At 64.9% G+C, this 12,216-nt stretch carries 13 protein-coding genes; 3 read left to right on the forward strand and 10 right to left on the reverse strand.

Annotated features, from left to right (window positions below; all coding sequences use genetic code 11):
- From NCR38_RS19760 to phnG, 9 genes are all read right to left on the reverse strand, one after another.
- Window positions 1–1,539, reverse strand: a complete 1,539-nt coding sequence (locus NCR38_RS19760) for a methyl-accepting chemotaxis protein (protein WP_250477508.1) — start codon at window positions 1,537–1,539, stop codon at window positions 1–3.
- Window positions 1,540–1,788: 249 nt separating this feature from the next.
- Window positions 1,789–3,153, reverse strand: coding sequence for an MFS transporter (locus NCR38_RS19765; RefSeq protein WP_061120744.1), 1,365 nt, complete (start codon window positions 3,151–3,153; stop codon window positions 1,789–1,791).
- A gap of 276 nt (window positions 3,154–3,429) precedes the next feature.
- Complete coding sequence (locus NCR38_RS19770; RefSeq protein WP_061120743.1) at window positions 3,430–4,563, reverse strand: alpha-D-ribose 1-methylphosphonate 5-triphosphate diphosphatase; 1,134 nt, start codon at window positions 4,561–4,563, stop codon at window positions 3,430–3,432.
- The gene (gene phnL, locus NCR38_RS19775) at window positions 4,557–5,324 is read right to left on the reverse strand and encodes a phosphonate C-P lyase system protein PhnL (RefSeq protein WP_061120742.1); all 768 of its coding nucleotides are present in this window, start codon (window positions 5,322–5,324) and stop codon (window positions 4,557–4,559) included. Before phnL ends, NCR38_RS19770 begins: the two co-directional genes overlap by 7 nt.
- A 10-nt stretch (window positions 5,325–5,334) precedes the next feature.
- Window positions 5,335–6,105 carry a phosphonate C-P lyase system protein PhnK gene (gene phnK / locus NCR38_RS19780; protein WP_061120741.1) on the reverse strand — a complete coding sequence of 257 codons (771 nt, stop codon included), beginning with the start codon at window positions 6,103–6,105 and terminating at the stop codon, window positions 5,335–5,337.
- Window positions 6,102–6,956, reverse strand: a complete 855-nt coding sequence (locus tag NCR38_RS19785) for an alpha-D-ribose 1-methylphosphonate 5-phosphate C-P-lyase PhnJ (RefSeq protein ID WP_061120740.1) — start codon at window positions 6,954–6,956, stop codon at window positions 6,102–6,104. The genes phnK and NCR38_RS19785 overlap by 4 nt, the downstream gene beginning before the upstream one ends.
- On the reverse strand, window positions 6,953–8,053 hold the full coding sequence (locus NCR38_RS19790) for a carbon-phosphorus lyase complex subunit PhnI (RefSeq protein WP_061120739.1): 1,101 nt from the start codon (window positions 8,051–8,053) through the stop codon (window positions 6,953–6,955). The genes NCR38_RS19785 and NCR38_RS19790 overlap by 4 nt, the downstream gene beginning before the upstream one ends.
- Window positions 8,053–8,676: a phosphonate C-P lyase system protein PhnH gene (gene phnH / locus NCR38_RS19795; protein ID WP_061120738.1), complete on the reverse strand. Its 624-nt coding sequence runs from the start codon at window positions 8,674–8,676 to the stop codon at window positions 8,053–8,055. The genes NCR38_RS19790 and phnH overlap by 1 nt, the downstream gene beginning before the upstream one ends.
- The gene (phnG, locus tag NCR38_RS19800; protein ID WP_061120737.1) at window positions 8,673–9,155 is read right to left on the reverse strand and encodes a phosphonate C-P lyase system protein PhnG; all 483 of its coding nucleotides are present in this window, start codon (window positions 9,153–9,155) and stop codon (window positions 8,673–8,675) included. Before phnG ends, phnH begins: the two co-directional genes overlap by 4 nt.
- Window positions 9,156–9,318: 163 nt before the next feature.
- On the opposite strand from phnG, the gene phnF reads away from it, so the two are divergent.
- The 3 genes from phnF to phnN are packed head-to-tail and all read left to right on the forward strand — an operon-like array spanning window position 9,319 to window position 11,323.
- Window positions 9,319–10,077, forward strand: coding sequence for a phosphonate metabolism transcriptional regulator PhnF (gene phnF / locus NCR38_RS19805; protein ID WP_061120736.1), 759 nt, complete (start codon window positions 9,319–9,321; stop codon window positions 10,075–10,077).
- On the forward strand, window positions 10,074–10,766 hold the full coding sequence (locus tag NCR38_RS19810) for a DUF1045 domain-containing protein (protein WP_061120735.1): 693 nt from the start codon (window positions 10,074–10,076) through the stop codon (window positions 10,764–10,766). Before phnF ends, NCR38_RS19810 begins: the two co-directional genes overlap by 4 nt.
- A complete protein-coding gene (gene phnN / locus NCR38_RS19815) occupies window positions 10,763–11,323 on the forward strand; it encodes a phosphonate metabolism protein/1,5-bisphosphokinase (PRPP-forming) PhnN (protein WP_061120734.1) in 561 nt (186 codons plus the stop codon). The genes NCR38_RS19810 and phnN overlap by 4 nt, the downstream gene beginning before the upstream one ends.
- 104 nt (window positions 11,324–11,427) lie before the next feature.
- On the opposite strand, the gene phnE is transcribed toward phnN, so the two are convergent.
- Window positions 11,428–12,162 carry a phosphonate ABC transporter, permease protein PhnE gene (gene phnE / locus NCR38_RS19820; protein ID WP_250477514.1) on the reverse strand — a complete coding sequence of 245 codons (735 nt, stop codon included), beginning with the start codon at window positions 12,160–12,162 and terminating at the stop codon, window positions 11,428–11,430.
- Window positions 12,163–12,216 lie beyond the last annotated feature (54 nt).

A 12,216-nucleotide genomic window follows, 5' to 3' on the forward strand; every position in this document is an offset into this window, starting at 1 on the left:
TCAGGTTCTGAACACGGAGACCGCGCGCTTCAGCTCTTCGGCCTGAACGGCGAGCGCGGCAGCGGCGGCCGTCGCCTGCTCGACGAGCGCCGCGTTCTGTTGCGTGACGGCGTCCATCTGCGTGATCGCGACGCCGACCTGTTCGATGCCCTGCGTTTGCTGCGACGAGGCCGACGAGATCTCGTTCATGATGTCGTTCACGCGCGTGACGGACGTGAGAATCTGCTTCATCGTGTCGCCGGATTGCTGCGCGAGATCCTGCCCCGCCGTGACGTTCGTCACCGATTCGTCGATGAGCGTCTTCACGTCCTTCGCCGCGGCCGCGCAACGCTGCGCGAGCGCGCGCACTTCCGATGCGACCACCGCGAATCCGCGCCCGTGCTCACCCGCGCGCGCCGCCTCGACGGCCGCGTTCAACGCGAGAATGTTGGTCTGAAACGCGATGCCTTCGATCACGCCGATGATGTCGACGATCTTCTCCGAGCTGCCCGCGATCTTGTCCATCGTCGCCACGACGCCGAGCACGACGCCGCTGCCGCTTTCGACCGTCGACGACGCGCTCGCCGCGAGCTGGCTCGCCTGGCCGGCGTTATCCGAATTGAGGCGCACGGTCGAGGTGAGCTCTTCCATGCTCGATGCGGTTTCCGCGAGCGAAGCCGCCTGCTCTTCGGTACGCGAAGACAGATCGTGATGACCGTCTGCAATTTCCCGCGACGCCGCCGTGATGCCATCCGCGACGAGCTTGATCTGCGCGATCGTCTGCGTGAGACGCGACTGCATCGTGTGCATCGAATGCATGAGACTCGAATCGTCGCCCGGCTTCACCTGCACGGCCTGCGCGAGATCGCCCGCCGCGATGCGCTGGCAGACGATCGACACATCCTGCGGATCGCCGCCGATGCTCTTCAGCACGCCGCGGATGATGAGCGCCATCGCGAGCGTCAACGCCGCGCCGATCACGCCGATGAGCAGCAGCGACTTGAGCACGATCGCATGAAAGGCCGTGTCGATATCGTCGATATACGCGCCCGTGTAGATATGCCAGTCCCATTCGCGCACGTAGTCGCCGTATGTGATCTTTGGCAGCGGCTCGGTCTCGCCGGGCTTCGGATAGAGATAGGTCGTGATATGCGAGCCGTCGAGACCGTGCTTGACGATTTCGCCGGTGAAGTGCTTGCCGGTGCTGTCGACGAAATCATTGATCTTGTTTTCCGTGTCCGGGCGCACCGAGTTCAGCACCTGAAACATCTTCGAATCGAGGATGGCGAGATAGCCGTTCGTGCCGTAACGGATCGCGCGCACGCTGGCGATCGCGAGCTTCTTCGCGTCTTCCGCGGGCAGCGCGCCGCTTTGCGCCTGCTTGACATAGAACCTGACGACGCTCGTCGCCGATTGAACCTGTTCGGCGAGCGCGTTTTCACGGTTGCGCATCAGCGAGTGTTTCGTGGAGATCGCATTGAGCGCGCACAGAAGAATCAGACTGAGCCATACGAAGCCCACGGTGCTCATGAGCTTGGTCTTGAAGGATATTTTTTTCACGATCTGGTTGAAGGAGCCGATGAAAGCGCCGGGGCAGGCGCTTGCTGTGCGGCTTGCGATCGTGTGCCGTTTTACGTTTGCGTGAAAAGGCGCATCGTGGCCCTGCGATCGAAAGCCGTATGGGAATTAACGGCAGACAGATGCCGTTCTTGAGGCGCTGGACCTCGCGCGACGCGGGTCATGCAAAGAAAAACGCCCCGCGAGACCGAAGCCACGCGGGGCGCTATGCCTGCACGAAACTGCGTCGAATCAATGCCCGACCGGTTCCGTCGCCTTGAGGTCGCTCGCCATCGCCGTCTCCGGATGCGCCGCCTGCTTGATCAGGAGCGCGACAGCCGAGACGATTCCCGCCACCGCGATCGTCGCGAAAATGCCGCCGAAGCTGAAATGCAGGCGCGTCAGTTCGGCGACGAGGAACGATCCCGCGATGCCGCCGAAGCGCCCGATGCCGAGCATCCACGCGACACCCGTGCCGCGTCCCTGCGTCGGATAGAACGCCGCCGCCAGCGCGGGCATCGACGATTGCGCGGTGTTCATCAGAACGCCCGCGAGGAACACGACGAGCACGAGCATGCCGACGTTGCCCACGGCCTGACCGATCAGATACACGCTCACGGCGGTGAGCGCATAACACGCCGCGATGATGCGGTTGGCGTTGAACTTGTCCATCAGCACGCCGCACAGCACCGCGCCGACGCCGCCGAGCGGGAACAGCGCGGAAATGAGCGTCGCTTTCTGCGGCGTCAATCCGGATTCCTTCAGCAGGATCGGCATCCAGTTGATCGATGCGTAGAAGATCACGAGGCCCATGAAGTAGGCGAGCCACAGCATGACCGAGCCGACGATGTACGAGCGCGACAGCACCACGCTCATGCCGCTCTGCCCCGCCGCGGCGGGCGCGGCTTCCGTCATGAAGAACGAGCCCGCCTGCATGGCGTCGGAGGAGATGCGCGCGAGCGTCGCGCGAATCTTCTCGACTGGCTTCGCCTTCGCCACCATATAACGCACCGATTCCGGCAGCTTCACGATGAGCAGCACCGACAGCACGAGCGGCGCCACGCCGCCCAGCATCAGCACGCTGCGCCAGCCGAAATGCGGAATCATCCATGCCGCGAGAAAGCCGCCGAACGCCGCGCCGAGCGGAAAGCCGCAGAACATCAGATTGATGAGCGTCGCGCGGCGGTTGTCGGGGCAGAACTCGCTCATCATCGTGACGGCGTTCGGCATGGCCGCGCCGAGGCCGACGCCGGTGATGAAGCGCAGCGTCGTCAGTTGCGTGAGGTCCGCGGCGAACGACGACGCGAGACACGCCACGCCGAAGAGCAGCACCGACGAGAGCAGCATCGCGCGGCGGCCGAGCTTGTCGGACAGCGGCCCGGAAAGCAGCGCGCCCGCGGCGAGCCCGAAGAGCGCCGCGCTCAGAACGGGCGCGAGCGCCGGCCGGCTGATATGCCATTCGTTGACGAGCGAAGGCGCAATGAAGCCGATCGCGGCGGTATCGAAACCATCCAGAAGGACGATCACGAAGCACATCACGAAGATGAGCCATTGAAACGGCGAGAACGGATGCTCGTTGATGAACGTCTGTACGTTCACGGCAGGACTTCTACTCACTTCATTCCCTTTTCGATGATGGGCGCGCGCCTCGCAAGGCCGCATCCCGGAACTGAAACCGCTTCCCGCCGGCGTTTTTGTCGTTGTCGTGCGAGCCGCAGACCCGGTCGTTGCATGGAAATCGGCGCGAATGTTCGTTAGACGAACACCGATTCACATAGCGAACACGCGTGTGAGGGTACTGAAGAAGCTCGCGCTTCGTCAACGCGGGCTTACCCGCGTATGACGAAGCGCTGACCTGTGGCTATCGGCGGGATGGGAATGAAGCGCGGCGTGTCAGGCTACGCGCCGTCCCGCGCGATACGTCTCGCGTGGAACCTGCAATCCGTCCACCGACGCGACGCGCACGAAGTCCGCGCGCAGGCCCGCCGCGATGGCGCCGCGATCGGTCAGGCCGGCCGCATGCGCCGGCGCCCACGACACCGTCGCGACCGCGCGCGGCAGCGACCAGGCCGCTTTGCTCACGAGATCGAATACAGCGATCAGCAGACTGGACGGCACGTAGTCCGAGGACAGGATATCCAGCAGCCCTTCGCGCGCCAGTTCGAGCGCCGACACGTTGCCCGAATGCGAGCCGCCGCGCACGACGTTCGGCGCGCCCATGATGGTCGCGATGCCGTGGTGGCGCGCGGCGCGGGCGGCGTCGAGCGTCGTCGGGAATTCGGCGAGCGCGATGCCGTCGCGCGCCGCTTCCTCGACGTGCTCGACGAGCGTGTCGTCGTGACTCGCGAGCGAGATGTTCAGGGACTTGCAACGCCCGACGATTTCCGCGCGATGCTTCGCGGCATAGCGCGCCTGATGTTCCGCCAGCTCGGCGAGGATCTTTTTCGTGTGCTCGTCGCTCCACTTGCCGTGACGCTCCTGATATTTGCGCCACTTCTCGTGGTCCTGCCATTGCCGTTGCCCCGGAGTGTGATCCATCACCGACGCGAGCCTGAAAAGCGGATGAGACGAGAGCGAATCGAACACTTCGACGACATCCGTCGTGCCCACTTCGCAACGCAGATGCAGAAAGTGATCGGCGCGCAGGAGATCGCGCTCGACGAACTTGCCGATCGACTTCGCGCATTGCACCTGGAGTTCGCGGCCGCGCACGCCGTCTTCGGGACGCGAGCCCACGCCGAGCGCATCGAACACCGTCGTGATGCCGGCGGATGCCACTTGCGCGTCATGGACGATGATCGCGGCCTCGTGATTCCACAACACGCCCGGACGCGGCGCGAGATGCTTTTCGATGTTGTCCGTATGCAGTTCGACGAAGCCCGGCAGCAGATAGTCGCCGTCCCAGTCGACGGCATCGCGCGCCGATGTATTGCCCGGCGCGATGTCGGCGATGCGTCCGTCCTCGACACGCACGGTGCCCGCGAACTCCTCGTCGCGCGTCACGATGCGCGCATTCTTGATCAGCATGTCTGCCACACTCCGGAATCGGTTTGAACGGAAGCGCCGCCGGCGCTCGCGAGCCGCACGATGCGGGTCGCGACGCGCTCGCGCGTGTCCTCGTCATGAAAGATGCCGACGATCGCCGCGCCTCGCTCGCGCGCCTCGACGATGAGGTCCGCGACCACGTCGCGGTTCTCGGCATCGAGCGACGCGGTGGGTTCATCGAGCAAAAGAAGAGGATGCGCCGCGATCAGCCCGCGCGCGATGTTCACGCGCTGCTGTTCGCCGCCCGAGAACGTCGCGGGCGCGAGCGCCCACAGGCGTCGCGGCACGTTGAGGCGTTCGAGCAACGCGCATGCGCGAGCGCGCGCTTCGTCTTCGTCCACGCCGCGCGACACGAGCGGCTCCGCAACGAGATCGAGCGACGACACACGCGGAATCGCGCGCAGGAACTGGCTGACATAGCCCATCGTCGTGTTTCGCAAGCGGATGATCTCGTGCGGCGCGGCTTCGGTCAGCACGACGTGGCGCGATGCACGGCTGTCGTCACGAATCGCGATGGTGCCGCGCGTCGCGAGATAGTTGCCGTACATGCAGCGCAGGAACGTGCTCTTGCCCGCACCCGATGCACCCGCGAGCACGACACATTCGCCGCGCTCGACATCGAGCGAAACGCCCGACAGCGCAGCAATACGGACGCCCCCCTGCTGATGCAGCGTAAAGGTCTTTTCGATGCCGCGTGCCTGCAGCATCAGCGTGTCGTTCGTGACAAAGGCATTCATGGTCATCTGTCGCACCTCAAACGGGCAGCACGGACGCGACGAGCGTCTGTGTGTAAGGATGTTGCGGATCATCGAGCACCTGGTCCGTAAGACCGCTCTCGACGACGCGCCCGTCCTTCATCACCATCAGCCGATGCGCGAGCAGACGCGCGACGCCGATGTCGTGCGTGACGATCACCGCGGCGAGATGCAGCTTGCTCGTCAACGTGCGCAGCAGGTCGAGCAGGCGCGCCTGCACGGATACATCGAGGCCGGCGGTCGGCTCGTCCATGAACACGAGGCGCGGCCCCGTCACCAGATTACGCGCGATCTGCAAGCGCTGTTGCATGCCGCCCGAAAACGCCGAAGGCAATTCGTCGATGCGCGCCGCATCCAGTTCGACGCGGCTCATCCAGTCGGCGGCAGTTTCGCGCAACCGTCCGTAGTGACGCGCGCCGATCGCCATCAACGGCTCGCCGATGTTCGCGCCCGCGGATACGTTGCGGCGCAGGCCGTCGCGTGCGTTCTGGTGCACGAAGCCCCATTCGGTGCGCGACAGAAGACGCTTGCGTGCTTCGGCAAGCGTCGATAGATCGAGCGCCTCCCCTTCGCGCGTGGTGTAGGTGAGCGCGCCGCCGTCTATTTCGCTGCGCAACGCGAGCGCATTCAGCAAGGTCGATTTGCCCGAGCCCGATTCGCCGACGATGCACAGCACCTCGCCCGGATAGACCTCGAGATCGATATCGACACAACCGCCGCGTCCGTCATAACGCTTCGTGAGGCGCGTCGCCTTCAGCAGTGCGTTCATTGCGCGACCTCTTCGTCGTCGCGACGGCTATGGCAGTAATCGCTGTCGGAGCAGACGAACATGCGCGTGCCCTGATCGTCGACGATCATCTCGTCGAGAAAGCTTTCATGCGAACCGCACAGCGCGCACGCGTGCTCCCACTTCTGCACGCTGAACGGATGATCCTCGAAATCCAGGCTCTTCACTTTCGTATAAGGCGGTATCGCATAGATGCGCCGTTCGCGGCCAGCGCCGAAGAGTTGCAATGCAGGGTTCATGTGCATCTTCGGGTTGTCGAACTTCGGGATCGGCGAGGGCGATGTGAGATAGCGGTCGTTCACCAGCACCGGATAATCGTAAGTCGTCGCAATGCTGCCGTGCTGCACGATATCCTCATAATATTTCACGTTGATGAGGCCATAGTCCGCGAGCGCGTGGAGCTTTCTGCACTCCGTCACGCGCGGTTCGAGACGGAACAGCGGCTCGGGCATCGGCACCTGATAGACGATGATCTGCTTGTCCGTCAGCGGCGTCTCCGGAATGCGGTGGCGCGTCTGCACGATGGTCGCCTCCGCCGTGCGCGTGGTGGTCGCCACGCCCGCGGTGCGCGCGAAGAAGCGGCGGATGTTCACCGCGTTCGTCGTCTCGTCGGAGCCTTGATCGATAACTTTCAACGTATCGCTCTCGCCGATGATCGCCGACGTCACCTGCAAGCCGCCCGTGCCCCATCCATACGGAAGCGGCATTTCGCGCGACGCGAACGGCACCTGATAACCCGGCACCGCCACCGCCTTGAGCAGCGCACGGCGAATCATGCGTTTGGTCTGCTCGTCGAGGTACGCGAAGTTATAGCCTTCGGTGAGTGCGTTCATGCCGCATTCTCCTTGTTGTCATCCGCGCCATGCGCCGCACGCAGGCGGCGAAGCAGCTCCAGCTCGGACTGGAAATCGACGTAATGCGGCAATTTCAGGTGTTGCACGAAACCGGACGCTTCCACGTTATCGCTGTGGTACAGCACGAACTCGGCATCCTGCGTGGGCGAAGCAACGGACTCACCCAGTTCTTCCGCGCGCAATGCGCGGTCCACGAGCGCCATCGCCATCGCCTTGCGCTCCGAATGACCGAAGGCGAGGCCATAGCCTTGCGTGAACGTCGGCGGCACATCGCCGCTGCCCGCGAACTGGTTGATCATCTGACACTCGGTCACTTCGATATCGCCGATCTCGACCGCGAAGCCCAGCTCATCGACGACCATCTCCACCGCCACTTCGCCGTGACGGATCTCGCCCGCGAACGGATGACTGTGCGCATAGCCGCGCTGCGTCGCATAGCCGACCGCGAGCAGAAAGCCTTCGTCGCCGCGCGCGAGGTTTTGCAGGCGCGTCGAGCGATCGGCGGGAAACGACAGCGGCTCGCGCGACAGATCGCCCGGTGGCGGCGCGTTCTCGTGCGAACGTTCCTGCTCGATGAGGCCTTCCTTGTCGAGCATGGACAGCACGCGCGGCATCGCGCTTTCGCCGGAAGCCTTCGCCGCGATAGTTGCATCGCCAACTTGTTCGCCTTCGGCGAGCAAGGTGAAATCGAGCAGGCGCTGAGTGTAGTCGTAGGTACCGCCCAGCATCTGGCCGCCGGGAATGTCCTTGAACGCCGCCGAGATGCGGCGCTCGACGCACATGGCTTCCGTGTCGATCGGCAGCGTGTAGCCGAAGCGCGGCAATGTCGTGCGATAGGCGCGCAGCAGGAAGATCGCTTCGACGAGATCGCCCGCCGCCTGCTTGATGGCGAGCGCGGCGAGGTCTTCGTCGTAGACGGAGCCTTCAGTCATCACGCGCGCGACGGCAAGACGCATCTGCTCGCGAATCTGCGCGACGGAAAGCTCGGGCACGGCGACATCGCCACGACGCTTTTTCGCGAGCACGTCCCATGACCGTTCGATGGCGCGTTCACCACCCTTGACCGCGACGTACATCAGCTCACCTCCACGTGCGTCGTGCGCGGCAGGCCGACGAGCGAGCCGCCCGCGACGAAGTAGCAATCGATGCCGCAAGGAAAGAGCGCGGTGAGCGCCGCGCGCTCGCGCCAGAACTCGCGCGACAATCCCGCAATGCCCACCGTGCGCGACGCCGCGATGCCGGGACCGCGCCATGCAAGCGGTTCGCCTTCGGTCAACGAGGGCACGCGAATGAACAACGTCGCGGAGTCCTCGGGCGATTCGGGATCGCCGTGCGAAAACGTATCGAGCGAAGGCATGTCGCGCGCATCGTCGATATAGGCGAACGCGGCCGCGCGGCGATCGCGCGTCAAGGTCGCGCTCGCGTGAAAACGCAGGGCGTCGCCCAGCACGCCGTCTTCGCGCTCGATGAAAACCGGCGTCGAATAATCCGTCAGCGCGAGCAGCGACGCGAACGCCGCGAGCGGCACGCGTGCGGCGAGCGCATCGCGCATTGCGTGATTGTTCGGCAACGCGGCATCGATCGCGACGATGCTGCCCGGGCGCGACAGCGCATCGAGCAACGCGCGGAACACGCGCTGCGCGTCGTGCACCGTGTCGTTGAAGCCGGGCACGAGCCGGGTCATGTCGATCTGCATCATTCGCCTCTCACCATCGTGAAAAATTCGACCTTGGTCGCGGCCGCTTCGGCTTCCTTGCGACGCCGCTCATCGGCGATGCGTGCGGCCAGCGGTGCAACCAGTTGCGTCTGCAACTTGTCCGCATAGCGGGGCATCTGCAGGAGCGCGTCGGCGAGCGCGGCGAGCGTTGCGCGCTCCTTGTCGCGGCCCATGTGTACCGCGACGCCGACTGGCGCGCTGCCGTCGTCGAGCACGAGACGCAGCGTGGCGCGCGTGACGGTCGTCTCGCCGAGATTGAACGCATCGCCCGTGCCGCCGATGCGCCCGCGCACCATCGCAAGCCCGATGTCCGGCGCGCGCAGCCACACATAAGCGGGCACCTTCGCGCCTTCGAGCGCCGCATCGAGCGCCTGTTTCAGCGCGTCGCGCGGCGTGCGCGCGAGCACCGCCATCCATTCACGGCGGCCGAAAGCGTTCCGCGACTCCATTGAATTACTCATCGCTTTCCCTATGTTCGAAAGGATCCGGCCGTCCTATGCTACTCGTCGCCTTATCTAGTCGTCTAGACGTTTGGTCGTGTAGTGAGGCTTTTCACATTTCCATCACGAGTTGCGCACTACAATCCGGAAGAACGATATTCAAACCGACAGGAATGACAGCGCCATGACATCCAGCGAAAATGCCGCGCCTCTCCATGCGGTCGAGCGCGGCGCGGGGGTTGCGGTCTGGCGGCAGATCGAGCAGATCCTCGCCGCGGAGATCGCCGCAAAGAGCTTCGGCGACGAAGGACGTCTGCCGAGCGAGGCCGAACTCGCCAGGCGCTTCGACGTGAACCGTCATACCGTGCGCCGCGCGATGCTTCGGCTCGCCGCGACGGGCCTCGTCAGCGTCGAGCAGGGGCGCGGCACGTTCGTGCAGCCGGGCGCGATCGACTATCAGATCGGACGCCGCACGCGCTTCACGGAGAACCTGCGCCGCCAGAAGCACACGTCGGCGGGCGTCGTGTTGAGCTCGGAGCGCGTGAAGGCCGATCCGGCCGTCGCGAAGGCACTCGGCGTGCGCGCGGGCACGCTCGTCTATCAGATCGAAACGCGCCACGATTCCGACGGCATCCCGATGACTTACGCGCGTAACTGGTATCCGGCCACGCGCTTCAACGATCTGCCCGCGTCGATCGAAGCGGCGGGCGGCATCAGCGCTGCGCTTGCGAAGTTCGGCGTGAAGGACTACACGCGCAAATGGAGCCGCATCGGCAGCGTGCTTCCTTCGTCGGACGTGGCGCGGCGCTTGCAGATCAATCGTCAGCAGCCGGTGCTGTGGGTCGAGAACGTCGATGTCGACGAGAACGGCGTGCCGATCAAATACGGCATCACGCATTTCGCGGCGGACCGCGTGCAGTTGATGGTCGAGCACGATCTATGAGCGTTGCCGCCCATCCGCGCGTGGCGCTCTATTACGCCCCGCCCGCCTCCTCCGCATGGTGGCGCGACGGTTGCGAGTGGCTCGGGCGCGATCCCGAGAACGGACGCGAGACCGCGACGGCCGTTCATGACGTCACGCATGCGCCGCGCCGTTACGGCTGGCACGCGACGCTCGTCGCGCCCTTCCACATGGCCCCCGGCATCGAACTCGCGGACGTGCTCGCGTGCGCTCGCGCATGGGCAAGCGCAGTGCCGCGCTTCGAGATGCGCGTCAAGGCGGCCGAACTGGGCCGCTTCGTCGCGCTGCGGCCCGCCGAAGCCAGCGACGACGCGACGCTTCGCACGCTCGCCGCCAGTGCCCTGCAGGCGCTTTCCGGGCTACGCGCCACGCCTTCGCCTGAAAGCCTCGAACGGCGCATTCACGAGGACATGAGCGCGCGCCAGGTCGAGCTTCTGCGCGCATGGGGCTATCCGTATGTCTTCGACGAATATCGCTTTCACATGACGCTTTCAGATTCGCTCGACGACGCGAACGCGCGCGCGTCGATCGTGTCGGAATGGATGCGGCGCATCGATGCGCTCGGCCCGCTGCCGGTGCACGGCGCGGCGCTTTTCATCGAACCCGAGCCGGGCGCGGCCTTCACGCTGTGGCAGCGCCTGCCGTTCAACAACGCACAGGATGTGGCATGACCGAAGTCGATAGCTCGAAACTGATCTACGTGATGGGACCATCGGGCGCGGGCAAGGACTCTTTGCTCGGCTTCGCGCGCGAACGCATCGGCGCGCAGGTGATGTTCGCGCATCGCTACATCACGCGCGCGGTCGGGGAAGGGGAGAACCATATCGCGCTGTCGCATGACGAGTTCACTTCGAGGCTTTCATATGGCCTCTTCGCGATGCATTGGACGAGCCTCGGGCTGCGCTACGGCATCGGCATCGAACTGGATGCGTGGCTTGCGCGCGGCATGCCCGTCGTCGTGAACGGTTCGCGGCAGCACGCGGGACTCGCGCTCGACCGTTATCCCGACGCGCGCTTCGTGCATATCGATGCAACGCCTTCGGTCCTGGCCGCGCGTCTCGCGCGCCGCGGACGCGAGGATGCGCGGCAGATCGAAGCGCGGCTTGCGCGCCGCCCCGCGTTCGAATTGCCGTCGCACGCGCGCGTCGTGAACATCGACAATTCCGGCATGCTCGCCGACGCCGGCACGCAATTCCTCGACGTGCTCGCGGTCGCGGGCCGCGTCTAGGCTCACCGCGCCCTTCTCTCTTCCGCGACGGGACAATTCACGGTGGCCGAGGAATTTTGAGGCAGACACGCAAATGCCGCCACGTCCTGATGTCGTGACGCAGCTCAGATCACGCGCTCGCGCACCCAGCCGGATACGAGGTCGATCAGCGACACGATCACGATGACGATCAGCATCACCGCGCATGTCTGCGCATAGTTGAACGAGCGGATCGCCTCATAGAGCACGACGCCGATCCCGCCCGCGCCCACCATGCCGACGACCATCGCGGAGCGCACGTTCGACTCGAAGCGATACAGCGCGAACGAGATCCACAACGGCAACACCTGCGGCAGCACGCCGTAGACGATTTCATCGAGACTGCTCGCGCCGGTGGCGCGCACGCCTTCGGCGGGCCTCGAATCGACGGCCTCGACCGCTTCCGCGAAAAGCTTCGCGAGCACGCCCGTCGTATGCACCCAAAGCGCGAGCACGCCGGCGAACGGACCGAGCCCGACCGCGACGATGAAGAGCATCGCGAAGACCATTTCGTTGATCGCGCGGCACGCGTCCATCAAACGTCGCACCGGTTGCGAGACCCACGCGGGCGCGATGTTCTGCGCCGAAAGCAAGCCGCACGGCACTGCGCAAACCAGCGCGAGCGCCGTGCCCCACACCGCGACCGCGAGCGTCACGATCATTTCATGCGCATACGTGCGCCATTCCGTGAAGTCGGGTGGAAAGAAGTCGCGTGCGAACTCGCTCATGTTGCCCGATGCGCCGAGCAGATCGAGCGGACGCATGTCCGCGCTTTTCCATGACAGCCCGAGCACGGCGATGACGACGATCCAGCCGAGCATCGACGTCCAGCTTCGCCTGGGTGCGCTCGTCGTGATGGGCCGGACGACGCCGGC

Origin of the sequence: Caballeronia sp. INML1 (assembly GCF_023631085.1) — a bacterium.
GTDB lineage: Bacteria > Pseudomonadota > Gammaproteobacteria > Burkholderiales > Burkholderiaceae > Caballeronia > Caballeronia turbans.

Bases quoted from the DNA above. Each gene is read 5' to 3' on its own strand.
- NCR38_RS19770 (WP_061120743.1), bottom strand. From the start codon at position 4,563: ATGCTGATCAAGAATGCGCGCATCGTGACGCGCGACGAGGAGTTCGCG.
- phnL (WP_061120742.1), bottom strand. From the start codon at position 5,324: ATGACCATGAATGCCTTTGTCACGAACGACACGCTGATGCTGCAGGCA.
- phnK (WP_061120741.1), bottom strand. From the start codon at position 6,105: ATGAACGCACTGCTGAAGGCGACGCGCCTCACGAAGCGTTATGACGGA.
- NCR38_RS19785 (WP_061120740.1), bottom strand. From the start codon at position 6,956: ATGAACGCACTCACCGAAGGCTATAACTTCGCGTACCTCGACGAGCAG.
- NCR38_RS19790 (WP_061120739.1), bottom strand. From the start codon at position 8,053: ATGTACGTCGCGGTCAAGGGTGGTGAACGCGCCATCGAACGGTCATGG.
- phnH (WP_061120738.1), bottom strand. From the start codon at position 8,676: ATGATGCAGATCGACATGACCCGGCTCGTGCCCGGCTTCAACGACACG.
- phnG (WP_061120737.1), bottom strand. From the start codon at position 9,155: ATGAGTAATTCAATGGAGTCGCGGAACGCTTTCGGCCGCCGTGAATGG.
- phnF (WP_061120736.1), top strand. From the start codon at position 9,319: ATGACATCCAGCGAAAATGCCGCGCCTCTCCATGCGGTCGAGCGCGGC.
- NCR38_RS19810 (WP_061120735.1), top strand. From the start codon at position 10,074: ATGAGCGTTGCCGCCCATCCGCGCGTGGCGCTCTATTACGCCCCGCCC.
- phnN (WP_061120734.1), top strand. From the start codon at position 10,763: ATGACCGAAGTCGATAGCTCGAAACTGATCTACGTGATGGGACCATCG.
- phnE (WP_250477514.1), bottom strand. From the start codon at position 12,162: ATGCTCGGCTGGATCGTCGTCATCGCCGTGCTCGGGCTGTCATGGAAA.